At 58.5% G+C, this 26,221-nt stretch carries 20 protein-coding genes and 4 pseudogenes; 5 read left to right on the plus strand and 19 right to left on the minus strand.

What is annotated here, in order from left to right:
* Positions 1-267: 267 nt before the first annotated feature.
* From ABDZ89_RS07495 to tnpA, 4 genes are read right to left on the minus strand one after another with little or no spacing between them, the layout of a single operon-like run.
* A complete protein-coding gene (locus ABDZ89_RS07495; RefSeq protein ID WP_343777938.1) occupies positions 268-1,236 on the minus strand; it encodes a hypothetical protein in 969 nt (322 codons plus the stop codon).
* A gap of 9 nt (positions 1,237-1,245) precedes the next feature.
* Positions 1,246-1,845, minus strand: coding sequence for a hypothetical protein (locus ABDZ89_RS07500; protein WP_343777939.1), 600 nt, complete (start codon positions 1,843-1,845; stop codon positions 1,246-1,248).
* Between the two features lie 34 nt (positions 1,846-1,879).
* Positions 1,880-3,121, minus strand: coding sequence for an RNA-guided endonuclease InsQ/TnpB family protein (locus ABDZ89_RS07505; protein ID WP_343777940.1), 1,242 nt, complete (start codon positions 3,119-3,121; stop codon positions 1,880-1,882).
* Between the two features lie 6 nt (positions 3,122-3,127).
* Entirely contained in the window at positions 3,128-3,532 is a 405-nt protein-coding gene (gene tnpA / locus ABDZ89_RS07510; RefSeq protein ID WP_343777941.1) for an IS200/IS605 family transposase, read from the minus strand.
* A gap of 428 nt (positions 3,533-3,960) precedes the next feature.
* Between tnpA and ABDZ89_RS07515 the strand changes: the two genes are divergently transcribed.
* Positions 3,961-4,749, plus strand: a complete 789-nt coding sequence (locus ABDZ89_RS07515) for a glycoside hydrolase family 16 protein (protein ID WP_343777942.1) — start codon at positions 3,961-3,963, stop codon at positions 4,747-4,749.
* A gap of 3 nt (positions 4,750-4,752) precedes the next feature.
* On the opposite strand, the gene ABDZ89_RS07520 is transcribed toward ABDZ89_RS07515, so the two are convergent.
* The 7 genes from ABDZ89_RS07520 to ABDZ89_RS07550 form a co-directional block, all read right to left on the minus strand.
* Entirely contained in the window at positions 4,753-5,925 is a 1,173-nt protein-coding gene (locus ABDZ89_RS07520) for a glycosyltransferase family 2 protein (RefSeq protein ID WP_343777943.1), read from the minus strand.
* 630 nt (positions 5,926-6,555) lie between these two features.
* Entirely contained in the window at positions 6,556-7,065 is a 510-nt protein-coding gene (locus tag ABDZ89_RS07525) for a DUF7529 family protein (protein ID WP_343777945.1), read from the minus strand.
* 66 nt (positions 7,066-7,131) lie between these two features.
* A complete protein-coding gene (locus ABDZ89_RS07530) occupies positions 7,132-7,545 on the minus strand; it encodes a DUF7555 family protein (RefSeq protein ID WP_343777947.1) in 414 nt (137 codons plus the stop codon).
* A 50-nt stretch (positions 7,546-7,595) separates the two neighbouring features.
* Positions 7,596-8,972, minus strand: coding sequence for an ABC transporter ATP-binding protein (locus ABDZ89_RS07535; RefSeq protein ID WP_343777950.1), 1,377 nt, complete (start codon positions 8,970-8,972; stop codon positions 7,596-7,598).
* Complete coding sequence (locus ABDZ89_RS07540) at positions 8,969-10,060, minus strand: ABC transporter ATP-binding protein (protein WP_343777952.1); 1,092 nt, start codon at positions 10,058-10,060, stop codon at positions 8,969-8,971. Before ABDZ89_RS07540 ends, ABDZ89_RS07535 begins: the two co-directional genes overlap by 4 nt.
* Positions 10,060-11,583, minus strand: coding sequence for an ABC transporter permease (locus ABDZ89_RS07545; protein WP_343777954.1), 1,524 nt, complete (start codon positions 11,581-11,583; stop codon positions 10,060-10,062). The genes ABDZ89_RS07540 and ABDZ89_RS07545 overlap by 1 nt, the downstream gene beginning before the upstream one ends.
* A complete protein-coding gene (locus ABDZ89_RS07550; protein ID WP_343777956.1) occupies positions 11,583-12,596 on the minus strand; it encodes an ABC transporter permease in 1,014 nt (337 codons plus the stop codon). Before ABDZ89_RS07550 ends, ABDZ89_RS07545 begins: the two co-directional genes overlap by 1 nt.
* A gap of 169 nt (positions 12,597-12,765) precedes the next feature.
* On the opposite strand from ABDZ89_RS07550, the gene ABDZ89_RS07555 reads away from it, so the two are divergent.
* Entirely contained in the window at positions 12,766-14,559 is a 1,794-nt protein-coding gene (locus ABDZ89_RS07555) for an ABC transporter substrate-binding protein (RefSeq protein ID WP_343777958.1), read from the plus strand.
* 11 nt (positions 14,560-14,570) lie between these two features.
* On the opposite strand, the gene ABDZ89_RS07560 is transcribed toward ABDZ89_RS07555, so the two are convergent.
* The 5 genes and pseudogenes from ABDZ89_RS07560 to ABDZ89_RS07580 all read right to left on the minus strand — a co-directional run bounded on the left by ABDZ89_RS07560 (position 14,571) and on the right by ABDZ89_RS07580 (position 18,994).
* Complete coding sequence (locus tag ABDZ89_RS07560; protein WP_343777960.1) at positions 14,571-15,812, minus strand: RNA-guided endonuclease InsQ/TnpB family protein; 1,242 nt, start codon at positions 15,810-15,812, stop codon at positions 14,571-14,573.
* A gap of 9 nt (positions 15,813-15,821) precedes the next feature.
* Positions 15,822-15,962 (minus strand): DUF2080 family transposase-associated protein, encoded by a 141-nt coding sequence (locus ABDZ89_RS07565; RefSeq protein ID WP_121600587.1) that lies wholly within the window; start codon positions 15,960-15,962, stop codon positions 15,822-15,824.
* A gap of 297 nt (positions 15,963-16,259) precedes the next feature.
* Entirely contained in the window at positions 16,260-17,153 is an 894-nt protein-coding gene (locus ABDZ89_RS07570) for a dimethylarginine dimethylaminohydrolase family protein (RefSeq protein WP_343777963.1), read from the minus strand.
* Positions 17,154-17,539: 386 nt separating this feature from the next.
* Positions 17,540-17,800, minus strand: a pseudogene (locus tag ABDZ89_RS07575) (DUF6735 family protein); the annotation flags it as partial.
* Between the two features lie 210 nt (positions 17,801-18,010).
* On the minus strand, positions 18,011-18,994 hold the full coding sequence (locus ABDZ89_RS07580) for an ornithine cyclodeaminase family protein (protein WP_343778094.1): 984 nt from the start codon (positions 18,992-18,994) through the stop codon (positions 18,011-18,013).
* Positions 18,995-19,135: 141 nt separating this feature from the next.
* Here ABDZ89_RS07580 and ABDZ89_RS07585 point away from each other — a divergent pair, with 141 nt between their 5' ends.
* The gene (locus ABDZ89_RS07585) at positions 19,136-20,305 is read left to right on the plus strand and encodes an NAD(P)/FAD-dependent oxidoreductase (RefSeq protein WP_343777965.1); all 1,170 of its coding nucleotides are present in this window, start codon (positions 19,136-19,138) and stop codon (positions 20,303-20,305) included.
* 177 nt (positions 20,306-20,482) lie between these two features.
* A pseudogene (locus ABDZ89_RS07590) lies at positions 20,483-20,698 on the plus strand (transposase family protein); the annotation flags it as partial.
* On the opposite strand, the gene ABDZ89_RS07595 reads toward ABDZ89_RS07590, so the two are convergent.
* Positions 20,645-21,211 carry a DUF7847 domain-containing protein gene (locus ABDZ89_RS07595; protein ID WP_343777967.1) on the minus strand — a complete coding sequence of 189 codons (567 nt, stop codon included), beginning with the start codon at positions 21,209-21,211 and terminating at the stop codon, positions 20,645-20,647. The pseudogene ABDZ89_RS07590 and the gene ABDZ89_RS07595 overlap by 54 nt on opposite strands.
* Before the next feature lie 202 nt (positions 21,212-21,413).
* Here ABDZ89_RS07595 and ABDZ89_RS07600 point away from each other — a divergent pair.
* Positions 21,414-24,306: pseudogene (locus tag ABDZ89_RS07600) on the plus strand (hypothetical protein).
* Positions 24,307-24,500: 194 nt separating this feature from the next.
* On the opposite strand, the gene ABDZ89_RS07605 reads toward ABDZ89_RS07600, so the two are convergent.
* Both ABDZ89_RS07605 and ABDZ89_RS07610 read right to left on the minus strand, forming a co-directional pair.
* On the minus strand, positions 24,501-25,016 hold the full coding sequence (locus tag ABDZ89_RS07605) for a hypothetical protein (protein ID WP_343777969.1): 516 nt from the start codon (positions 25,014-25,016) through the stop codon (positions 24,501-24,503).
* Positions 25,017-25,404: 388 nt separating this feature from the next.
* Positions 25,405-26,220: pseudogene (locus ABDZ89_RS07610) on the minus strand (IS5 family transposase).
* Position 26,221 lies beyond the last annotated feature (1 nt).

Consider the following 26,221-nt stretch of genomic DNA (forward strand, 5'->3'; position numbering starts at 1 on the left):
GTTCTCGTACTTGACCATCTCTTCGAACTTATGGGCGATAGTGTCGCAGATCGGCTGGAACGTCTCTTCAACGGCCAGGGGTTGCGTCATTCTAGGAACTTCCGACCCTTTCGGGTCAGACCGTAGAGTTCCTATGGGGAGCCCTGTCGAGGTCCGCCGGTAACTACGCATGAATCTCGATGACGAACTCGCACATCGCGTCACCACGCGCTGCTGAGGCGAGTCCATCGTGACTGTTTCCGTCGGGGAGACGAGGGTCGGACACATTCAACACAATCTAGGCAGCACCAGCGCTGTCTCCACAACTCGTTGGCGGTGGGTCTCAGCTTCGGCGGCGGAGGCTTCACGCCAGGTATCGCGGTCGCCAGCGTTGAGCAGCTGGTAAAGCTCTGAACGAAGCGTGAAAACCTCAGAAATAAGCTGCTCCTGCCGATTAAACAGCGTCTGATTGTCCCCGACGATCTCCCAGACAGTACGGTCCGTCGCCCGTTTTGCGGCCCATAGAGTCGGTTCCCACTTACGATCCCACGTGTCCTCGACTCCGTCCCATTCCGAGACATCAAAATGAACGTCCGCACGGCTGGATTTCTGTTCTATCCTAGTTCGCAGTTCTGCCTCGCTCTCACACTCGGTGAAGACCGAACCACAATCGACTAGCCATTCGTAGTCAGACACCGACTCCTTCGCCACGCAACCTTTCCAGGCAGTAATGACACGGGTTTCATCCCCTTTCGTGTCGATGGCCTCGGCTGGCAGACTCCGCGTGACGATCGCCGAATCGGCTTGGAGGTCTCGACTGAGATTGATTCGTAATTTTTTGTTAACAGCGGCTAGGTCACCAAGTTTCTCGACCAAATCATCGCAGGCCGAACGAACAGAGGGGTCAAACTCTGATCGCTTGGAGTCGGAAAGACTTGTCCAATAGAATTGATTCTCTCCCTCCCATTCACGGATGCTACTATCGAGCCGGTCAAGTTCGCTGATCAGTTCACGCTGGCCCCGGTCGCGTGGTTCGCCGTTGGTGGGCCGGGAATCTGTTGAGAGGAATAGCGGCTGGGACAGAAATTGGATGATTGGTGCCAGAATCGTGAGCAGGCCGCCTGCAAACCCGAGCTGGCCAGAGGTCAGTCCAAGGATACCGCTCACCCCAGATGTCAACGCAATTAAAATAGCGGCCAGGCCAATAATCACGAGGGGAAACACGGACGGTTTTAACCGTGATTGGTCGCCAGTCATTACACTCTCCTATGACAGCCCCATTGTTTGCCGGGTCAAAACTACGATGAACAGAATAATAAACACAATTCCCACGAGCGACTCGAGGCTCGCCAGCAATCGTGCCGTTTGGGTGGTCGCAACCAGCCCGCTCTCCGTTCCCGCGAACGTAGAGAGACTGAAAATGAGCGCATCGAGCGGCTCACCCGTGGTTCCGCCTGCCCCCACCGAAGTCACGGTGGCAGCACTGTCCGCGATCCCGCCAAGCAAGTAGTATACACCTGCGAAGAGGTAGATTACGACGAAGCCGCTATAGAGCACCCGAATTGGCCGTTCGCCATACCCGGTAATCGACCCGCTTAAGAACAGCGCGAAGTACCGGTACATGTGAGTGATGCGTTCCCGTAGTACAGTCGCCTCATGGGCTCGTGTAAATTCGGCTCGCCGTTGGGCGCTTTTTGCCCGAAATCGAAATTCTTGGGCCTCCCGACTCAGCCCGTTGGTTGAAGCGACGTCGGCGAGTTCTCGGAAAACTCGTTCATCACTGCTAGGATCCGCCACATCAGGGCCATAGGTATAAACGGGCTTGATGAGGGTCTGGGCGTCAATTCGAACCTGTCCGAGTTTCACCCGTCCGAACTTCGCCTCGGTGAACTACCCTACCCTACTCGCTCACGGCTGACGCCGTTCGCTCCTTGAGGGTAGGGCTTCCTGCTTCCACGACGCGCTTTGCAGATACCGAGGTATCCACAGGAAGCGCAGTCTCCACAGGCGCTGATTCGGAGTGTCCCACTCCTACGTCTTCGAGGCCGCGAGAAAGAATGTTCCACGCCGCGTTTGCGTCTCTGTCCGCCTCAAACCCGCAGGCGGGACAGCAGTGTTCACGGACCCACAACGGCTTGTCGGTCAAAACGCCGCACGACGCGCACTCCTTGGTCGTCCCTCTCGGATTGACCGCGACGAAGTGCGTCCCCTCTCGCTCACACTTGTATTCGAGCAACGAGAGGAACGTTCGCCACGCGGCAGACGCAGTATCACGGCTGTTCGACGGGCTTTCCATCATCCTCTTCACGTTCAGGTCTTCGACCGCCACGAGGTCGTACTCCCGAGCGTAGTAGTTCGAGAGTTTATGGAGAAAATCACGGCGCTTCCGTCGGAGATCGGCGTGACACTCCGCGACGCGACGCCGTTGCTTCTCGTAGTTGTTCGACCCGTGTTGCTTCCGCGAGAGTTTCCGTTGCTCACGCTCCAAGCGTTCACGCTCGTCGGAGAGATCGAGCGACTCGATCGCCGTGCCGTCGGTGTCGTGGGCGTACTTGAGAATCCCCACGTCAATTCCGACGCACTTCTCGGGATTTTCGGTGGGTTCGGGCGGTTCACGGTCGATTTGGACGCCGAACGTGGCGAACCACTCGCCCGTCGGTTCCTTCTTGACCGTGACCTGCTTGAGGTTGGCGTCGTCGGGGATGTTGCGGTGGAGTCGTATCGGAATGTCCGCGAGTTTCGAGAGTGACAGCACAGTCTGACCGCCCTTCTTGTCGAGCTTGAAGCCAGACTGACTGTACGTGAAACTGCGGAACTCTCGTGGTGGTTTCCAGTTGAGTTTCCCGACGCCGTAGCCGTTCTCCTTGAGTTTGGAGAGGCTGTTGAGGTTATCGAACAGCCGTTCTACGACGGTTTGGAGAACCTTTGAGTATACGTCTGAGAGACCGTCCCACCATTTCTTAAGATCGGGGAGTTCCGACCGTAGCGTGGTCATGGACGGCAGTTCGCCGTGTTCATCTTGGTACTCGTTAAGCCGATAGAGCGTGTGATTGTACAGTTGCCGACAAATATCGCGGTGGCGGTCCAACTCCTTGCGGTGGGCGTCGGACGGCTTGAGACGGTACTTGTAGGCGTAGTACATGACGCTCTACTCGCGTTGGTTCTCAACGTACTGTTTCAGCACATCTAGCGACACCTGCCCCGTCGAGATGAGGCAGTATGAGTCGTTCCAGAACGAGTCGCCCCACAGTTCGGTCTTCAGTTCATCCGCGTATTCGTTGCGGATACGGCGGGCGGTCGCGCCCTTGACCGTGTTGATGAACTTCACGAGGTCTGTGGTTGGTTTCGCTCGGAAGAGGATGTGTACGTGGTCGTCCTCGCCGTCGAAGTTGGTCACTTCGACACCGTAGTTGTCCGTGAACCCGCTGATGACCTCGTGAATGAATTGGGTTCGCTCCCCGGTTAGCACTCCGCGCCGATACTTCGTGGTGAGTATCAGGTGGTAGTGTAGGGAATACGTCGAGTGCGCTCCCGAATCGAGGTCGTACTCCATTAGGTTCAGTCAATACTGTACTACTCTACTGCAAAAACGTTATGATTGCGTGGGCCTGTGGGTCTGGCACCGAATCATGTATGAGAACTGTGCGGCGCTGTATCCCCTCCCTGCTCGCACCTCCCATTAGGTCGGCGCTCGCTGAGGAAGGGGGCTTAGCGCCTACTTTCAGCTAAAATCGCCTGGTGTAAAGTACTCTTTAGCACTCATTTTATAAGGTTCAACAAATACATATATTTCACCCCGTAGAATAACAATTGACGGACTCTACCGACATTTGATACCGTGCCGATGCTGATACAGTGCCGGTGGGTCGTTCCGCGTTAACATACGATAGACCAATGCTCACTCGACGGCACTTCCTCGCTTCCGTTGGGGTAGCCGGTGTCGGTCTCACCGGAAAAGCCCTTGACCAGAGTGAATTGCGTATGACTGACTGGACCGTTATCTTGGACGAAACGTGGGACACGTTCAATACTGACCGGTGGGGTGTCGGCTTCGTCAACCCGGAGGAGTGGATTCCAAACGACGACGCGTCAGTAAGTGCCGAGCACGTGTCAATCACAGACGGCAGTTGCCATCTTCAGATCGAATCCGATGGGACCGGTCCTGACGGCTGTCACCAAGGTGTCCTCAACACGAGCGTCGGCGGCAAAGCGTGGCATCCAAAAAATGGTGTCCCAATCAAACCGTCCCCGCCGGTGTACGTCGAAGCGGACATACAGTTACCGGCACGAGAAGGGATTCTGCCCGCCTTTTGGATGCATCCTGCCGACGGCACGTGGCCACCAGAAATCGATATTGTTGAGCTCATTCAAGACGGATCCGCTGACCGACGGTCCACGCTTCAAACTGATGTCCACTGGAGCCGCTCTGGATCTCCGGGTGACCAGGACACACACCGCCATGATCCCGTAGCATACCAGACAACTGACGACCTGACGAAAACAACAAACACCTACGGGTGCGCATGGTTCCCGGACCGGATCGAGTGGTTCTTTAACGGGAACTTGATCCGAACGCGGGCGCTTGAGGGATCGGTAGCGACGACACTACGCGACGCAACAGCCCAGCCGTTCGGGATTATTTTCTCGAACCACGTTAACAGAATTGGAACGGCCGACCTCTCAACATCATGGGTCGAAACGATGCGAATTGACCGGGTCAGAGTGCTTCAGAAACTCCCCGGTAGCAGATCAACTACGATTGAGTTTTGAAAGCTATCGTGAGGCGTCGCCGTCGAACGAATCTTCTGTAGCTTTCGCAGTTACATCGAAGGTGTCTGGTGGGTCGATGAGTCCCCACAAGGCGCCTACAGAGTGAAGCATGGTTGTCACGGGCGCGAGAACAAGCACAGCGATGGCGAACGGGAGAGACGGTCGGTAGCGATAAATCCCAACGAGGATCCAAATGTACATGAAGGCGAATAATCCGAGTGCGGCAACACGATAGATATCCGCGAAAAACACCGACACTCCCGGGAGAAACCCAATAATCACGAATACAGGAACGATTCCAGTCACCGACCACGAGAGGTCGCGGATACCGTACATCAGCACGCGGTCAAGCGAGAGGATGTGATTATTCTCGCGACTACCCGCGATCCACCGTCGCCGTTGGCTAAACATTTCGCGAATGCTTGGCGGGGCTTGGTTTGAGATTCGGTCGGGAATGTACTCAAACGAGACCTCTCGGTCCAACTCGGTGAACGCTCGCCATAGGAACGCCGTATCCTCAATTACTGTCGGATAATCCCATGTGATCTCATCCTCGACTGACTTTCGAATGGCAAGACCACCTCCCCAAGCATACAATGGAATTTTCACCCGAGAGAACGCCGTCTGTTCGAATTGAAAGCCGATGCGGTTGATCTCACAGAGGTACGTGATGATGCTCGAGGTTCTTCGAGGAAACTCGTTAAATTGGATGATATCAGCATCCGGGAACCCCTCGAATTCGAGCACGTGACTATCCTCGTCAAGGTAGAAGACAAACTCCCGATCACACGAGATCGTCTGCCGAGCCCATTCGATTGCCCGTCCCTTGTTTGTCGCCTCAGACTCGAACTCTTCAGGCACAACGCGGACATGACAATTTGGAACGTCTATCGGTTTCTCAGCGATAACATACGGTTCATCAAACTCGTCTGGAAGACGCGCGACCGTGTTGCGAACAACCGCTTCGTTATCAATCGTCAAAATACGAACTTGAGCGTCGCGTGCACCGTATTCACGCGTAGGCGATGAATAAAATAGGCCGTATCGGATCACTTCATACGTCCAATAAAGGTCACCGGCGAGATAGAGGCTCAGTACGGACCAAAGTAGTATCGTGACGACAATATCGACGACCGGAAATGCACCTAGTTGACTCACCCCCAGTGACGTACTCATCAATCAAATATCACCTCTAGCAGAATTTAATCCTTATTACCTTATTTTATCTGAAATTATCTCGGTCGTAGAATCCAAAATTGGATTGAGGCATACCGATTTGTGGTATGAGTGGGTGCCTTCTTCCGGGACTGTGACGAACTGACGCAGAGCCGTAGAAGTTTAACCAACCTAATACGTCGTAAAAATTAGTTGGTTATTTGTCATTCACAGACGAATCCGCACATATGGGATCCGGTAGCTCAGACGATATCGAATTTAGCTACCCGTCTCACGAGTACCGTCCTCCAATTAGGCTTCTAGGCGGCGTACTCTGGACACTGGCAATCGTTACGGTCAGCGGGATCTGGGTAGCTGCTGATTTTGACGAAGCGTTTGTATCGGCCCCTGCGGCACTGGCAAGTACTGGTCGTGTGTTTATCGGTGTTTTTCTCTTTGTAATTGTCTTTCCGGTGGTATTCCGGATCCGTCGACGTGCCCGTAGGGCGTGACCATCTGTAGTGTTATTGTTACCTCCCGTCAGGAGTAGATTCCCGGGTGGCGGCGTCTACTGAACTCCACCGTCTCAACTCCAATTTAGCGACGTTCCAAGTCTTGGTCACCGCGACAACAAGGTGGATATCCGGCTGTTTAGCCCCGCCGACCAGTCTCTCCACCGGCATCGGATGGGAAGAATTTTTCACTCTCCTCGTGCCTAAGCGACGCGATAGTGGTCTTATCAAGCCGCCGGAGGCGTGTTTTGAGTGAGGAGTCTCGCGCAGCCGATTCGTAGATCCCAGCAGCTTCTGCGAGCGGGTAGGTTGCGGCGAGAAGAAGACACCGTCCCTGTTCCGGATCAAGCAATTCGACCACGAGGAAGACTGTTCCAGCCTCCTGTGCGCGGTGAACGTCGTACTGTGGAAACGACCCCTCAGTAACCCATTCGGCGATCACATCGGCATCACCGTCGGGCATAAGGTGAGTAAACACCGGCTCTCCCTCGTCCGCATCGACCTCCAGAGTCGTCTCTCCCGCTTGGGTAAAGAGAACGTCCCACCCTGCTTTTTCACGGCGTTCGACGAGGTCCTCGGCGTCAGCGAGTGTCTGCTCCCATGCGGCTCGGGCCGCCGTATCGACGCCTGGAGATTCGTCGCGTGTCATGTCAATACGGGAGTGGGCGGTTCTCAAAAGTCTGACCCATCTCTCGGAGCCACGACATGTCCCGCTTCACCAGATGAACAGCGCCTCGATCCCAATTGATACCATCAAGACAATCACCCCTGCGATGAATAATTTCGCAGCCGGCGAGAGCCGCTCGTTTGGTGGAAGGCCGTAACGTCCGAGCGGTGGAAGCCGCTGTACAGCGGCCTGAAAACGAGTCTCTCTGCGGGTGCCGACGGTTTGGGTCCGATCACGACGAGTCACCTCCATCCCCGACTCGGTGTGCTCGACGCCCCACGGCTTCCCCGGCAGGAGACAGTACGTTGCGTAGCCAAGAATGACGATCCCAGCAATAAAACTGAGCAGGACAACGTCGGCTGTGGTCCCGCCGAGGAATCGAAGCGGAATCGCGGCTAGCAACACCGTCGCCGTGACAGCGACTCCGTACACAGTAGCGTCCAGTATCTGCCGTGCGACCACCCAAAGTCGGCTCGGGCCGCCTCCCGAGCCGGTCGATCGCTTCGACGACATCACGGCTCTGGGCCACGCCGATCGACGGCGCCCGGTTCGGCGTACTCCTCTCGGTGACGATGGCAGCGACTCGACCGGGCGCCGTTCGTTTGGTCCGTCGCCAGCAGCGACGGCGCTTCACGGTCACAGACGCTCCCGAGTGCTTCCGTAACGATCTCTCTCGCGCGGCCCTCGTCGCCGTTGTTGGCGGCCTCGATTGACCGACGGATCGGTCGTTGGACGTCCGAGGAGAACGAGCGGTTCGCAAACAGCTCGTCAGCAGCCTCGTCGATGTCCGGGAGCCGCGTCTCGAGGCCCAGTAGGTCACGAGCCCGCTCTGAGAGGGACGGATCCGTCCGGGAGCGCTCGCGGAGCACCTCACGGAACACCTCGATCGCCTCCCAGTCGTCCTCGGAGAGTTCCTCGAACCCTTCGGGGCGGATCTTCGATGGACACCGTGTCGAAAAGACACACCCATCGGGGGGATCGCGCGGGCTCGGTGGTGTCCCACGTAGGACGGTTCGGTCGCGTTCGGCCGTCGGGTCCGGCGTCGGAACGGCCGACAGTAGGGATCTCGTGTATGGATTTTGTGGCTCGCTGAATAACCGCTCAGTCGGCCCGAACTCCATGATTTTACCGAGGTACATGACCGCGACTCGGTCACAGATGTGACGGACGACAGAGAGATCGTGCGCGATGAACAAATACGTCAGACCGAGGTCGTCCTGTAGATCCATCAAGAGATTGAGAATCTGCGCTTGGACGCTTACGTCAAGGGCACTCACCGGTTCATCGAGCACGATAAACTCAGGTTCGACAGCGAGCGCACGCGCGATGCCGACCCGTTGCCGCTGTCCCCCGGAGAACTGGTGCGGGTACCGGTAGTAGTGCTCTTCGCGGAGCCCGACCCGTTCGAGGAGATCTCTGACGCGTTGCCGCCGCTCGTCGGGCGTCTTCCAGTCGTGAACGTCGAGCGGTTCGCGGACAATCTCACCCACAGTAAGCCGGTCATTGAGGCTCGACTCCGGGTCTTGAAACACGATCTGCGCGTCCCGTCGCCAGCGTTTGAGTTCGTCGCCTGTGAGGGTCGTAATATCCGTCTCGTCAATAACCACCTCGCCATCGGTCGCCTCTTCTAACCGGACGAGCGTCCGTCCGAGCGTCGTCTTCCCACAGCCCGACTCACCGACGAGCCCCAGTGTCTCGCCCTCACGGACGTCAAAACTGACGCCGTCAACGGCCCGGACCGGATCGCCGCCAAGCAGCGATTGTTCCTCGTAGTGTGTTTTCAGCCCGCGAACAGACAGGAGTACGTCGTCGCTATCACTGCTGGCTGTGCTACGACTGTCGGGCGAATTGTCCACTGTGTCTCTCGATGTGTGTCGACCGTCGCTCATTGTTTACCTCCGTCACCGGCTGACTCGTGACGTGTGACTGCCTCGTCTGTTGACAACTCGGCGGGATACAACAGGCAGGCGGCATCGTGGTCCGGGTCGTCACCCACGTCTGTCGGGACCGGCGCAAGTTGTGAGCACTCATCGAACGCTTTCGGGCACCGCGGGGCGAACCGACAACTAGTTGCGGGCTCGTTCGGTGTCGGTACCTCGCCCTCAATTGTCTCCAGGCGGTCGCCGCTCGTCTGCATCCCGGGAATACTTCGTAACAATCCCTGGGTGTACGGGTGTTTCGGCTCCGCAAACAGCGGTTCGACCGGTGCCGACTCGACGATCTCACCGGCGTACATCACGTTGACCCGATCGGCTACCTCGGCGATCACTCCCATGTCGTGTGTAATGAACAAGATGCTAAGATCCCGCTCTGCCTGTAAATCTAACAGGAGGTCAATGATCTGTGCCTGAATGGTGACGTCCAGCGCGGTTGTCGGCTCGTCGCAGATCAGTACTTCGGGGGCGCATGCCAGCGCCATCGCGATGACAGCGCGCTGGCGCATCCCGCCGGAAAACTGATGTGGGTACTCTGTGACTCGCCGCGCCGCGTCAGGAATACCGACTTCCTCAAGGAGCTCGATCGCTCGTTCCGTCGCTGCGGCGCCCCGGAGCCCTTGGTGAAGCGACAGTGCCTCTTTGATCTGGTTCCCGACGGTGTACACGGGGTTCAGCGTCGACAGCGGGTCCTGAAACACCATCGCAATCCCGTCCCCTCGGATCGACTCGTACTCCGACTCGGAATACTCCGTGATGTCTTCGCCGTCGAAGCGGATCGATGAACTCGGATCGATCTCACCGGGTGACTCGATGAGTCCGAGTATCGACCGCGCCGTCACCGATTTGCCGCTGCCGGACTCGCCGACGAGTCCGACGGTTTCACCTCGCCTAATTTCGAAGGAGATGCCGTCAACTGCGTGGATCCGTTCGTGTTCCGTGTGGAACACCGTGCGGAGATTCTCAACCGCGAGCGCGGGGTCACGAGCCGACGCGGTGTCGTCAGTTCGAGAGCTAGACTCATCGTTGACGTGACGACTCATCAGGCACCACCCCCAGTTGCGACGCTCTCGTCGCCCCCATCACTGATGTCGCTTTCCGGATCGATCGCGTCTCGGACGCCGTCGCCGAGGGCGTTGAATCCCGTTACGATGATCACGACGAGGATTCCTGGAATGAGTGAGATATGCCACGACTGCGTGGCCACATACGGCTGTCCCGCGCTCACCGCCCGCCCCCACTCCGGCGTCGGGGCCTCGATTCCGAGTCCGAGGAACGAGAGCCCGGCGATGCCGATAATCACGCCACCCAGTGAGAGCGACGCGTAGATGAGGAAGTATCCTACGACGTATGGCAGCATGTGCTTTTGCATCGTGATTCGCGGTCGCTGACCGTAGGACTTGGCGGCATCAATCCATTCCCGTTCAGACACCTGTAAGGCCGGGCCACGAACGGCACGCCATAGTGCCGGCCAGCCGGTGATACCGAATAACAGTGCGAGTACGAGACCGCCGTTGAACACCTCGGCGATCCACGTGTCCGAGAGCACGAAAGACGCCAAAATAATGAACAGCAACTGTGGCATCGCCTGTATCGAGTCCCCGGCGATCACGACGCCGAGGTCGACAAGCCCCTTGTAGTACGCTGTTAGCATCGCGAATACCATCGCGAACCCGCCGGCGATACCGAGGCTCGTGAGGCCGACAATCAGTGATACTCGGGCACCCGCCGCCATGAACGTGAACAGATCCTTCCCGTCCGGAAGCGTTCCGAACGGATGGAACCGGTCGTACTGGTCGTACTCGAGCGGTCCGACGTTGTTGTCACCCTGTCCGCGGGACTCTGACTCGCCGTTAGCGTCCCCGACAAATATCGACTCGACCTCGCCCGTCTCGTCGTCGTAGTACTCGATGCGATTCTCATAGGGGTTCTCGATGTTCTGTTCGACCGTCGTCGGACCGAGCACCGGCGCGAACAGTGCCATGACCACGAACGCGAACACCACTGCCAGGCCAAATTGCCCCCACGAGTGGCGTCGGAACCGGTTCACAACGTCGTCACGCGGTGTCCAGTCGGGGATCCGGTAGTGCCGACGATACAGGGTGTACCCCCACCAACCGACAACGAGCCAGGTGAACGAGTAGCCGTAGATCACACACACGCGGAGGAACCACGCGACGGCTGGCGAAAGGCCGAGCGTTGTGCCTTCCCAGCCGCTTGGCGTCTGGTACCCGCTGTTGTCGATGACGGACCGAGAGGTGAGTGTCGGCAGGTCGGCCGCTCGTTCGGCGGCGCCAGCGAGGGCGGCCGCGACGGGTTCGGCTGCTCCTGGAAGGAGCCCGCCGACCCACCCCCATGGAGGGACCGATGACAGTCCGCCGACGATCGCCCCGAACTCGGCCGCGACGAGCGCGGCAATCACAACCCCCCACGTCGCCGCGGGGCCGGGGTTACGCCGGACTCGTTCACGGAACGGCAGGTCGCGGTCGCTATCTGCCTGCTCGGCGCCTTCCTGAAACTCTCCGGTGCGGGTCGATCCGGTTCCAACGTCGGTGTCGGCCCCCATCAGGCACCTCCGTCGTATCCGACGCGCGGATCAATCACCGTGTACAGGAAGTCCTGAAGGATATTGATGCCGACTGACAGCAGGATGAATAAGAACATAAGTGACCCGACGAGCGGGACGTCGCCGTTGATCGTCGCCTGAAAGAAGAGGTATCCGAGCCCGTTAATCGCGAACACTGTCTCGACGAGTACCGATCCACCGAGGAGCAAAAACGCCTCCCCGGTGATCACCGGCACTAGCGGGATCAGCGCGTTACGGAACATATGCTTCCAGACGACGAGCCTGCCTGGGACTCCCTTTGCCTTCGCCATCTCGACGTAGTTCGCGTTCTTCGTCTCGAGTATGGCCGTGCGACCGATCCGCATCTCGTTCCCCATCGACGCGGACCCGAGCACGAGCGCAGCGGGGAGGATCGCCTTCAGCGCACCGAGGAACTGAGAGGGCTCCCAAAGCCTCGAGAGGTCTGGTGGCGTGACGATTTGCGTCTCGACGAGCCAGCTTCCCCAATTAAACCCGAACAGTGCTTCCGACCGCGTGAGCACGCTGACGAAAATCACAGCGAGCCAGAAGTTAGGCATCGCCCGCCAGACGATTCCGCCGAAGGAGGCGAAGTAATCCGCGAGTGTGTTCGGATTCAGTCCAGCATAGAAACCGAGCGGGAGACCAACGAATATCGGGATGAGGATCGACCAGAAGCCGAGCCACAACGTTCGTGGTCCGTAGATCCCGACGAGGTCCCAAACGGGCCGTCCGCGGACGACGACCCATGATTCCCCTAGCTGGAGGGTTAGGAGATCCCGCATGAATTCGATATACTGGAGCCAAAGGGGCTGATCAAGCCCGAGGCTGTCTCTCACTGCGGCATACGCCTCGGTGTCGCCGCTAGGCCCGATGATCGCAGCTGCGGGATCAATCGGTCCAATCCGGAGGATGAGGAACGTTACAGTCGTGCCGAGAAAGACGATCGGCACCATCAGAAGCAGCCGTTTGAGAAAGTACTCCCATCGACCCATTTAGTAGATGTTCATATTGGGAAACTGAGTAATAATAGTTGTCCTTACAGCGAATAGCCCAATACTCACGTTGTTTTAAATTCCTACGATAGTTGTCACAGTTATGCCGAATTCCGATTCGGAGCGATCAAGACGAACCTTCCTTCGATCGACTGGCGCACTCGCGGCGATGACCGCCGTTGCTGGCTGCTCAGGGGGCAGCGAAGAAGACGTCCCTGACGAGCTGGACGACGGCGAGAACACGAGCGACACTGGAAGCGACGACGAAACCGACGATGAGTCGGACAGCAATACGGAGAAAACGCTGCGCTTACTCAACGCCTCGGTCAACACGTTCGACCCGCCGGCGAACGTCCTTTCGTCTGCTAACGAGGTTATCTTCCAGATTTTCGACGTGCTCATCGGGAAGCCCGAGGGGAAGTCGGGTGTCGTCGAACAGCTCGCGACCGGGTATGAAATCTCCGACGATGGGCTGACGTACACGTTTTCGCTCAGCGAAGACGCCGTCGCACATGATGGCCGGTCGATCGGTGCCGAAGACGTGGTCTACTCGTGGGAGCGGATCGCGGCATCAGAGGACTCTTCGTCGGCGTTCCTGCTGCTTTCAGACCTCGGCATTGCGCACGAGACGAACGACGACGGCGAGTACGTTCCGGGATCGATGGCTGTGGAGGCGGTCGACGACACGACGGTTGAGGTAACACTGTCGTCCCCGTACTACGCGGCACTCGATATCATGGCGGACGCGACGTTTGCGGTGCTCCCTGAAGGCATCGTCGGCGACATCGACGGGTACGACGGTGAAATGGAGTATCAAGAGTTCACCGCTGCGCCGCTCGGCACGGGCCCGTTCGAGTTTGACTCGTGGACCTCCGGTGAGGAGATGGCCGTGACTGCCTTCGACGACTACCACGGGGAGGGAGCGACGGTTGACCGCGTCCACTGGCAGGTGATCGAGGACTCGAACGCTCAGTACAACTACGCGATGAACCGGAACGTGGATGCGTTCTCCATCCCGACTGCTCAATACGACCCCGACCTGGCGACAGTTAATGAGACTCGGGATAACGGCCTTCAAGTCGGCGAATACGGGCCGATACAGAATGGGGATATGGTCGACTACCTCCGGATTTCGGGCTTGAGTACGCAGTTTATGTTGTTCAACAACGATCAAGTAATCAAGCCGGCCCGGAAGGCGGTTGCGTGGGTTATGAATCACGAGGATATCGCCAATAGCGCCTACAAGGGCCGGGTTGAGCCCGGGTACCACATGACTCCCGCGACGCTGTTCCCCGGCGGTCCTGAGGCGGCAGAGGAACACGCCCGCGAGAACTACCCGTACGGCTACAACGAGTCGAGCATCGAGGAAGCCCGGCGGATTATGGAAGACGCCGGCTACAGCGATGACAACCCGTACGAGTTCGAAATACTCAACGTTGAGGACACGACGTACGAGCAAATCTCCAACGATCTCCGGGACCGCCTCTCTGCCGCTCACATCGAAGTCTCGATCAGTACGGCGCCGTTCTCGACGCTGCTCGACCGCGAGTTCGCCGGCAACCGACCTGCCGGACTCGGCGAGTGGGGGATGTCGTGGGCGGACCCGCTCAACGTCCTCGCGCTGCTGTACCCACCGAACACGCGCTCGACGGACAACGAAGGCGTCACGGGGAACCCCTTAGTCGCGCTCAATTGGGTTGACACGGACGCCTCCCAAACCGCCCGCGATGCGTGGGACACGATGCAGGAGAACTCCACCCGGGACGACGAGGCTCGCGAGCGCTGGGAAGAGGCGCTCATCCGGATGGAGGAGGCCAACTGGGAAGACTGTGCGATGATCAACTACGCGTACCCCGCCGCAGAGCGGTTCTCATACGACTGGGTCGACATGCCTGAGTTCGGTGAGTTGGGGGCCCTTAGCGTGTACACCGGTGTTGATATCGACACCGACGCGCAACCGTGAACTACCCCACCCTACTCGCTCACGGCTGACGCCGTTCGCTCCTTGAGGGTGGGGCTTCCTGCTTCCACGACGCGCTTTGCAGACACGGATGTATCCGCAGGGAGCGCAGTCTCCACAGGCGTTGATTCGGAGTGAACCACTCCTACTTCTTCAAGACCGCGAGAAAGAATATTCCAAGCCGCATTCGCGTCCCGATCCGCTTCAAACCCGCAGGAAGGACAAGAGTGTTCACGAACCCACAGCGGTTTCTCGGTTTTCACGCCACAGGACGCACACTCTTTGGTCGTGTCTTTCGGGTCGACCGCCACAAAGTGCGTGCCTTCACGGTCACACTTGTATTCGAGCATCCGCTTGAACGTCCCCCACGCCGCCGACGCTCGGGTTCGAGAGTTGCCCGGTAGTTCAACCAACCCTTTCGCGTCCAAGTCCTCGACGGCCACTAAGTCGTACTCGGTGGCGTAGTAGTTCGACAGCTTGTGTAGGAAATCACGTCGCTTCCGTTTTAGATCGGCATGGCGTTGAGCAACGACTTTCCGTTGTTTCTCCCAGTTGTTCGACCCATGTTCTTTCCGTGAGAGGTCGCGCTGGGCGCGTTCCAACCGTTCGCGTTCGTCGGACAGGTCAAGCGACCCGACAGCAGTTCCATCGGTATCGTGGGCGTATTTGAGTATCCCAACGTCGATCCCAACACACCGCTCGGAGTCGGTTGGTTTCTCCGGTGTCTGTTTGCCGTCGACAGCGAATGAGGCGAACCACTCACCGGTCGGCTCCTTCTTGATCGTGACCTCTTTGATCGTCACGTCGTCGGGGATCTCTCGGTGGTTCACGATTGGAATATCCGCGAGTTTCGACAGTGACAGTACAGGCTGGCCGTTCTTACTATCGAACTCGAAACCAGACTGTACGTAAGTGAAACTACGGAAGTCCTGTGGGGCTTTCCAGTTGAGACTGCCGACGTTGTAGCCCCGCTCCTTCAGTTCGGAGAGAGCTTTGATACTGTCTTCAATTCGCATGACAGCTGCCTGTGCAACTGTCGAGTACAGATCGTTCAGCTCATTCCACCACTCTTTGAGGTCGGTGAGTTGATCCCGAACCTGCCGCACTCGCTGGTTGAGTGTCCCCGCCGAGTCTGGGATTTGCTCAAATTTGTTGAGTGCGTGGTTGTAGAGTTGCCTACAGGTGTCACGGTGGTAACCCAGTTGCTCACGCTGTTCGGGCGTGGGATTGAGTCGGAACCTATAGGCGTAGTGCATTGGGAGTAGCTATTCGTCGGGGTCAGACGTTCGGACGATTTTCACGTCTGCGCCACGCCACTGTTTCGGAACGAGGACGTGTGCGCCGTTTCCGGTGGCTTTCACCTCGCCTTCGATGACTTCGTGGCCTTCGATTTCGTGTCTATCCATCACCTGTATTTATACATTGTTTCAACGTAAGTGTGCCGGTACGTGGGGCGTGGAGTAGTGATAAAGAGCAGTGTATGTGAGGCGATGACGGCGGTGTATCCCCTCCCTACTGCGCTACTCGGCCTCCGGCCTGTGTTGCTCCTTGAGGAAGGGGGCTTACCGCCTGTATTCAGCTAACTCTCGGCGCTCTACCGCTTTTTCGACTTATTTTTCCGGTACGACTGCCCTCACCGAGGAGCCAAACGTCACGCGATCAGACGCGTCCCCCGTAATCGGATAGCAGAACGAGGACGTCACTCAATGGGGAAACGCCATACACGCCACAGATCCGCCTGCCTTCATAAATTCGTCAGTCGATACGCAAAGCGTGTCGTACCCACGTGACTCGAGCGCCGTGATCGTCTCCCGGTTCGACTGTTCGATGACGACCACATCGCCCGCTATCGAGTGACAGTTACAGGCGAAGTGTTCTTGCGCCGCTTCTGGTGTCACCGTAATTAACGTCTCGAACATCCGGTCGAGTTTCTCGCGGCCGGTCTCGGTAAACGCGTCAGGGCACACGACGGCAGTGTGTTCGTCGATGGCCGAAAAACACACGTCCAGGTGATAGTATGCCTCGTCGGTGAGCTCGAGCGGGACGATTGGGATATCAAACCGATCGGCGATCTCTCGATACGCCGCAAGATCGGTCCGTGGCCCGTACCCGCCCCAGAGCAGCTGTCGGCCCGGGTGCCACCGTGCATCGCCGCACCCCTCAAAAGTAACGTCCGATTGGAGCGTCTCAGTCGTTATCTCACGATTCTCACACCACTGCCGAAAGTAGGCAGGCTCGTCACGCCGCTCTTCAGTGGCCATCTCTGCGAGCAGGAAGCCGTCGCCGTTCGGGAGCGACAGCGCATGATTCGAACAAAACGTTATATCTGGGAGTTCCGACGGCGGAGCAACCTCCCCTGAATCCTTGAGGTCATTCCAGACGGCTTCGACGTCCATCACGGTCACATCCGCGATTTCTTCGTACCGATCGACGAGATCATGCCATTGGTCGCTCGCAGCGTCCGTGTCCACCCCAGACACCATGTACGGGTTGATCCGGTAGTCTACGGAGAAATGGGTAGGGGTCGCAAACAGTACCGAATTGTCTTGGGATCGTCCCGAGAGCGAATCGAGTGGCGGGAGCGTGTCGGGTTCCATGTAGAGCCGATTATCCATCGTGAACAGTTGTATAAGCTCATTTACTGGACATAAAAATTAGGTGTGTGGTGTTTATATCTGAAGTATCTATTATATGTAGACACTATAGAGTCATAAAACTACAAATAAACAAGATATAGTGGCATATTTGACAGCGGGGAACTACTAGCTCTCAAATACTTGCTATAGACTGTCTAACTAGTGTTGAATATTGTACACTTTCTCTGTCAACTCTTCTATTTGCTGGCTTTATCGGTAGAGAGGGGCATGCGGTCGGCGTGTCACGTCACACTCCGTCTGTTGTACCGGACAAAAAGCGTCGAGAAGTGGGGTTGCGACGCCTTCTTGCCCTTCTTTCACCGGGTCATAACGCCTTTGATCGCCTCGGTGGCACGGGGCTTCGGCTCGACGACCGGCGACAGTCGATCCTCGCCGGCGAGGTGGCTGTCGATGGCATCTCTCTCGAGGCCATCGGTCAGTTCCGCCAGCAGTTGTTTCGCCCACTTGGAGCCGGTGTCGTCGCCACCGAACGGCGACTCAGCCGAGATTCCGTGTTTGAGCTTCAGGCTCGCTGCGCCACAATGGCTGTAGTGGAGCGTGTGCTGTCCGTCTATGCGTTCATACGAAATAGGTGCGCGGTGTCCCACCGAGCAATCACTTTACGGGGCGATCCATGACTGGATCGCCCCGCACCCCTCTGGGGGGACGAACAACCCTACTTGTCGATCGACCCGGGGGAACTGAGATCTGCGTGAAGAATCTCGTTGTCACCCGTGGCCGACCAGTTCACGCTCCCATCTCGGTCTGACACCCGTCGATCAAACTTTCCATCATCCCGGCCGGTGGGCAGCAACGAGCTAGAGTGGAACCTCGGTCCCATCGCCTGCCTCGACCGCCAGCCGGTAGATTGCCTCGCTCGCCGCGGCGTCTAGCGTTGCGGACCCGACGCTCTTGACCACCAGGATCCCATCAGATGATTCTCGGACGTATCCGTCTGCGAGGGGCACACCGAGTTCGATCAGATCGTCCCCGTCGAGAGGGCTCGCGAGGAGGTCACCGGTCTCGGCGGCTTCCTCGGGGACGTCGGCGAACGTCTGCTCCGCACGTTCGAGGACACGAGGATCAAGCTCCTGCATGTCCGCTGTGAACGCGCCGACAGCGATAACGAGGCTCCCCGCCCCGAGTGCATCGGGCGGGAAGACGGGCTCGGTCGCCGTTGTCGCGGTCACGACTACATCGGCCCCCTCGACGGCTTTTCTGGCCGTGTCAACTGCCTGTGCCGGGATCCCCTCTTCGCTCAGGTCGGCCGCACACACGCCTCGCGAGTCACTTGGCGAGTAGATCCGTACATCCGAGAGCGTCGCAACGGCCCCGATCGCGCGAGTCTGCCACCGTGCTTGCGCACCCGCGCCTATGACTCCGAGTGTGAGGTCCTCCCGGTCCGGCTCCGGAGCCAACGCTCGGACCGAAACCGCTCCGATACAGCCAGTCCGGGCGTTCGTGATCGCCGTCCCCGCCATGAACGCCGTCGAGAGGCCCGTCCGGGCGTCCGTGAGCACGACCTGAGCGTTGATCGTCGGGAGACCTCGCTCCGCGTTCCCTTCGTGGACGCCGACGAGTTTCGTCGCGTAGTGGTCCGCACCGTGGATGTACGCCGGCATCGCGATCCCAGTTCCGGTTGGCTCGTCGCCATCGAGGCCCGCGCCGACTGGAAAATGCGGCCGTTGGGGCCGTTCGACTTCGCCGGCAGCCTGTTTGACTAACGCGTTCTCCACCACGTCGACGAGCCCCGCTAGATCGAGGTTTCGCTCAACCTCCTCCGCAGAGAGTAGGAGCACCATGTCCGAGGCGTCGCTATCCGGTAACTTAGCCTGATCGTCGGGCCGACCGATCAGCGTGACCATCTCTCTAGTCGGTCACCTTGATCGACAGGGTATCCGATCGGCGTCGAATGTTAATGTACTCGGGGGCGATTGGGACCCATGAACACACTCGTCGTGGGTGGGGGGATCGTCGGGCTTGCAGCCGCGTGCTCGTTAGCCAACCGTGGCGCGAACGTGACGCTCGTCGAGAAGGGATCGCTCGGAGCCGGGAGCACCGCACGTTCGGCCGGTGGAATCCGATCACAGTTCTCTACGCAGGTGAACGTCGAACTCTCACTCGCCAGCAAGGACGTGTGGAACACCTTCGAGGAACGGTTCGGCGTGGACATCGGCCTTCGAAAGAACGGCTACCTGTTTCTCGCCCGGACGGAGGACACCGCCGAGCAGTTTCGCGAGAACGTCGACATGCAACGCGAACTCGGCGCGGAAAGCGAGTTGCTCACCCCTGCGGAGGCGACCGAACACTGTCCGGGACTGGCCTCCGAGCCATTCGTCGCGGCGACGTACAACCCCGACGACGGGTTCGCCGATCCGAACCTTGCCGTGCAGGGGTACGCTGAGGTCGCCCGCGAGCGAGGCGTCGACATTCAGACGAAGACGGCAGTCACAGATCTCCACCGCGAGGGGGATCGTGTCGTCGGCGCGGATATCCAAGCCGTTGACGCTGCGGAGTCCGAGCGGTATGCGGTTGACCATGTCATCAACGCTACGGGCGCGTGGGCCGCGACGATCGGCGCGATGGTGGGCGTCGATCTCCCGATCGAGCCCCGACGTCGGCAGATCGCTGTGGTGGACCCGACGCCGCCTGTCCCCGAGTCGATCCCACTAACAATCGACCTTGATACGGGATCGTACTTCCGACCCGAGCGGGACGGGGTAGCGCTTGTCGGCGGTCACTTCGAGGAAACCGACGATCCGGACCAAGACCCGGACGCTTACGACGAGGGCATGGATGTCGCGTGGTCGGCGCAAGCAGTCGAGACCGCCGCTGAGTACACTGAGTACTTTGGACCGGACACCCGGATCAAACGCGGCTGGGCCGGATTGTACGCGGTTACACCCGATCGGCACCCGATTATCGAAGAGACGGTTCCCGGTCTCGTGACCGTCGCCGGCTTCTCAGGACACGGGTTCCAGCACGCACCCGCTGCCGGGCAGATAGTCGCCGATCTCGTCGTCGACGGGGAAACGGACCTCCTCGATATCCTGCTGCTTTCAGGTGAGCGGTTTGAACACGGCGAGACGTTCACTGAACGAAGCGTTGCTTGAATAATTGTGACACACCTACACGGCAGCCGCAGGGCGTCGCCGACCGCCGGTGGAGACAGCTCGCTTGATGTGTACGATACGCTGTGATCTCCGTCTCCACTTCTTATTCTCCCCGCGTCAGATTGATTGTCTAAGACAACCCTCTAAGATCCTAATCGAAGATACAGTAAGTTCCGTTCACGGCACCGCGATACGCTGACGTGCTCGTGTGGCTTCGAGGGACACGCCGACCTCACCGCATCGAAGACATTCCTGAAGCGACAGACAACGGTAGCACGGCCGATGGCACGGCCTGTATGCCTCAAGTGGGACGACCACGAGTGGTCAGAGTCACCACGCTCAGTTCTCAACGAGGAGCATACGAACCCGCAAGTTGCCTCCGTGGATCGGTAAGCGATACCCCCAGCTTCGTTTGAGACTCCCGATAATGCCTCGATTTTCAACAGCCACTGCGAAAATGAAAAACAGGAATGAGGCTGCGAAGAATAGTCCGGGGACCAGCAAGAACACAGAGCCTATCATAACGACGACGCTCACGAAGGCGCCACCGACCAGCGCATTTACTGTCGCACGCCCGAGTCGGTCTGTCACTGCTGTGGGGAATGAGGACCGTTCGGTGAGCGGTTGTGCGAAGGTTCGAGAAGTCACGACAACAAACGCGGCGGTCAAAATACCAAGGATACCGAACAGTGCCAGCCCGACCTGTCCGGTAACGGGAATTGTGAGCCCCGCATTGCTACTGAATTGCTCTGCCGCCGCTGGTGGAAGATACCCCAAGACGGTGCTATTGACTGCTGTCTGAATTCCAAACTGGAGTACGAGGAATCCCACAAAGAGGAGTCCACCAGTACGGGATACTGTCCGTCGAAGACCGTCACTAACCGCATGGCTGAGTTGGAGGGCCATACAGCGCGTATTCGACAACACAATCAGATAAAATTCCCGAAACCAATTGAAAGAGACTGTTGCGCCGGGAAAGTCGATTTTTAACCAACGGCCTCTCGATTCTTTGTTCTTGTTGGTTAATTCTGTATTGTTGTGGGCTGCCGATATGCGGAGACTACAACACCGTATTGATTTATCGACCGTTTTTATAGGTCGTGTCAGTATGTCTACGTATGGTACGGCCTCCAGTCGCCGCTTCCTCGGAGGAAGCGCCCTGACGCTCGCAGCGCTAACAGGTGCTATCGCCGCCGAGACCGCCGCACGTGTTGCTGATCGGCCGAGAGATCTCGACGTCGATATTTCGGCTCCGTTCGCCGACGCATTCTTTCCTGTACCGGCAGGCGACGCCCTGTCAACGACGTACGCATTAGTCATTGCGGAGCGCGTCGACGCCGACACACAAGAGGACCTGAGCTATCGTGCCCAGTCTGTGGCCGAACGGCTCGACATCGATGTCGACGAGTTAGCAGCGACCGTCGCAATCACCCCGTCCGAAGGGGGAACCCAACTAGTGACGGCAGCCGGTAGGTTCGATCGCCCCGACCTCGGGGAGACGATCGCGGTCGGCGAAAGAGACGCTGAGTCGAACGACGATCTCCCCGACGAAGTCGAGACGACGGACGACCTCCCTGCTGGCTGGCAACTTACCGAAACAGATGAGGCCGCGTTGTTCACCGATGAGGGCGTGGCGGCTGCCGCGACTGACGGTGGGTATTCGCCGACTCCTCGCGGTCGTTCTGATTAGTCGTCCGACGACAGCAGTGAGCGACGGATCGAAGCTGCTCGCGTTGCTGGCCGTGCGGCCGCCGACGAGATCGACCGATTTGCGGAATCGTCGCTGGGGACGACCGCCCTCCCCCGGCTTGGTGGATTCGAAACAGTACTTCTGGCCCCGGACGCTGCTGGCGGTCCGTTTCCGCTGTCGGTTCCCGATGACGTGGCCGCGTTTGCTGCTGGCTTCGAGACCAACCCGAACGAGCTCCGAGACATCGACGGAACGGCGGATAACGCATACGTAATCCGTCCGGCTGCTGACACCGACGAGCTCGACGACGAGACTGTCAGACGACTTGTCCGGACCATCGATCCCGTCGATCCTGTCGAGATGGACATTACGCGCACTGACGGAGTTGTGCTCGTCGACGCTGTCGTCGAGGCCCCGCCGGAAATCGATCGTGAGGCGTCGCCGGATGCCCAAATCCGCTCGAAATTCGACCGCTACGCCGGTACCGTGACGTTTGAACACGTTGAAGGTGAGGCGGTGCTGCTCGACGAGCTGGAGGTGTGGCACGACGGCGAAGAGGTGACCGGTACGCTCTTTGATGGCGATGAATTCGCGCCAGGCGATGAGATCACTGTCGAGACCGGACTGATTGCCACCGTCATGGTGCGGTGGTTTGACCCGGACGCCAACGTCTACGACACGTACGCTCGCGAACAGGTCGACCGCGAGGCGTTCGCCGTCGACTACGACATGAGTGCCGAGACGTTGGAAATCAGCTACGAGGCCGAGCGCCCCGCCGACGCAAGCAATCTTCGGTTAGTCCACCGTGGCGAGGAGGGCGTTCAGACAGTCGGTGAGGAGTTCACCGACGGAACGTTCGACCCCGGTAACGCAGTTACCGTCACGGACGTGTCCATTGGCGACAGTGTCCAGCTAGCGTTCGACGGTGAGGAACCGATGGGTGGTGGCTCGTTCATCCATTATCGTGCCCGCCCCCCGCGTGTTTGGATCCACTCGCATGCCGAGGACCACGATCAGGTACGACGGCGAGGAGTCTCGTCCAGCTGACGCGTTCGTGACCCTCGTCGACGGAGAGGCAGCCGAGACGCAGTTCGCCGATGAGTACGACACGCTCTCTGGCGACGAAGAGCTGGTTCTCGGTGAACTTCCACTGGGGAGGTCGGTCATAATTGAGTGGCGTGAGCCGGACGAACCAGTTGTTATCGCCGAACACGAGGTCGTTCCGAGCACGCGAGCCTCCATCGAGTACGACCCGGACGCCGGCGAGATTACGGTCCAGCACAGAAACGGCCGGACGCCCCCCGCGTCAGAGTTGGAACTCCAGGTCGGTCGCACCCCGGCTGATGTTCAGCCTGCGGACAAACTCGATGAATTTGGTCCGAATGACTCGTTTACGGCCTCAGTGCCGCCGCTCTCGCGGGTCCGACTCGTCTGGACCGGCGGCGACCACAAACACCACCTTGGCGGTACAACCACGGCACGTGACGCGGTCGCGGCGACCTACGATGTTGACTCCGAAGCCATGACGATCGAGTATGTCGGCGAACAGCCTGCCGACCCCGAGCGACTGCGCGTGTCGGTGAACGGTACCGGCGACTTGCGGGGGCGAGAAGACGACCAAGAGTCGGCGTTCGCGGCCGAACACGACGAACTAACCATGGGGGACACGATCACGGTCGACGACATCGGGCTCGACGACACCGTGGTCGTCAGCGTTCACACCGAGTTCGAGAACGGCGCGGCGACCAGCTCCGTCGCCCACTTCTCGGGGGTACCACGCCGCGGATTCGTCGTTGACGAGGGAGCCGGAGACAGCGACGGGTCGGGGACGACGCTCCGTTACATCGGCGACGTCCGCCGCGACGCCGATGCCTTCGAGGTGCTGATCGACGGAGAGCCCGCATCGACACAGCCCGCCGATGAGATGGACCGACTAACTGGTGAGGAGACGCTATCACTCGGCGATCTGTCCGCCGGCACAACGGTCACTGTTGAGTGGAGTGCCGGTGATGAGACTCAAATTGTGACCGAGAACGTGATTCCCCCGGAGGCGACGTTCGAGGTCGCGTACAAATCGAATGAGGACGGTGAAGGGGGCGTCGTGACGTTCACCCACGCGGGCGGTGACGCACTCGGCGCAGACCGGGTTGACGTGGTCGTCGAACCCGCGACCGACGGATTGCGCCCTTGGGATTCCGACGACGAGGTGACCGACGGCGACGAGACGAGCGTCACGGTCGACACGGAGCCGGGGGTGGCCATCGTCGTTTTCAACGAAAGCGAGGTGCTCCACCGCGAACCGCTTAACTAGGACGGGTAGGGGAGTATCGTAACTCGGTACTCCTCAGTGAGAGAGTACCGGTCCGTTGATGCGTTTTGTTTTAAGAGGCTTTGTTGAAATCCTCAGAAGTTGATAGTTTCACCCCCTCCAACCGCTCAGTACAGGGGACTCACAGATCGCTCAGTACAGGGCCGACATCGATCAGTCCCAAACGATGGAACCTGTCAGGGTTCAGTTGCCTGCCCGGTGGGGGTCTCCTCAAGCCAGCGTTCAAGCTCTTCTTCGTGTGCTTGCCAGTCGGCGAGCAGCCGCTGATACTCGTCACGGGCGGCCTCTGCACCCCGGTAGGCGGCGATGGATTTTAATCGGTTTTTCAGCGCTTTCTGGCACATCGCTGTCTCATCATACCAGTCGTATCCACATTGTACTAACATATCGTGGATGGCTGCCCAGAATCCAACTTGCTTCGGATTCTCATCGTGGCCATCGCCGACTATCGGGAGTGCCTCCTCGAATTCGCGGTAGTAGGCGAGCGAAAACTGCGTGATGAGCTGTTTCAGCCGGTACTCCCACTCACCACCGATTTCCCCCTTCGCGTCGGTTTGCTGGTCCAAGAGGCTGTCATACCCTTCGTCTTCGTATCGCTGGAGGTGCCACGAGGTGAGGCCACTGAACTCGTCCCATCGACCGGATTCAGCCTCGACGAGCTCACCCGGAGCGCCCTCAAACACCAGCCGCACTAATCCCCCATCCGGTCCGGTATCGTACTGAGCAAACTGTCTATAGGATCAAAACCAACCGGTTGTCCAGTACTCGTTCGTCTCGAAGCGGTCCCACGCGTCTGTGAGGTACGTCCGGACGAATCGTTCCTCGGATACGGGCGAATCGAAATGGAATTGGACAGTTGCGCCGACCATGGGTCAGCCTCATGTAGGATTTTGATATACTTTTTGTGTGTCAAATATGAACTGCGTTCAAGAAATTCAGAGCCGGTAGATACGCAGTTCTCATCGAACGGCTGTTTCAGGCGAGAATATATCTGAAAAATAGGATTTCAATAAAGCGGTTTAAGAAAGAACTTTGATTCGGGTGACATGGCTGTGTTGAATCGTTGTAAGGCGTAGAGATTCACTGTTTGACGAAGCGCTTGATGTTATAGACGACACACATCAGCGCGATTTCGCGGAACTCACGGAACCACGAGCGCGCTCGCACGGCGAAGCCGAGCGAGAGCTTCACAGCCGAGTTCACAGTTTCAGTCATAGAGCACTAATTGTAGCGGGAATCGTCGATTCTCGCGTTGTGTGCGTGGTCGTACGGAGCGAAGATGCGGTGCTTGATCAGCGGTCTGATCCCGAACTCCCGCAATCCTTCACGAAGCGATTGCTTGTCATAGCCTTTATCGGCGGCGAGAGCCCGCAGATTGCCCGCGTTTCGGCGGGCGATCTGCTCAGCAAGGTCTGCGTCGCTTCCTTCTCGGTTCGTTGAGCAGTGAACGTCAAGGACAGCCTGAGAAGCTGTATCGACGAGTTTCGTGACTTTGATCTTCTGAACGCGGTAGCTGATTCGCTGGCAGTAGTGGCGGCTCGCTGGTGAGCGGTCGTAGAACGTGGCGTCGATCGCGGCGTGTTCAGAGAGGTCGTGCAGCTGCGCCGACTGGCGCAGCAGCACTCGACAGACGCTCATACTGATCCGGTCGAACGCCTTACACAACGTGGACGGCGCGAGAAGATCGGCCGCGTTGAGGCCGATCTCCCCGGTTATTTGAGGCATCTCTTTGAGCAGGTCGATCGTCATGCGGTACGATGAATCGAGGTAAATCCGCAGACAGTGAAGGGAAACGAGTGTATAGTCGGCGAATCCGCCGCCACCTTCCGGGGTGGCAGATTCGCCTCCATGGCGGTGTTCAGATAAGGATTGAAACGTGAGGCGGTGCGTTTTCAAA

Origin of the sequence: Halorubrum ejinorense, from assembly GCF_039522565.1 — an archaeon.
GTDB lineage: Archaea > Halobacteriota > Halobacteria > Halobacteriales > Haloferacaceae > Halorubrum > Halorubrum ejinorense.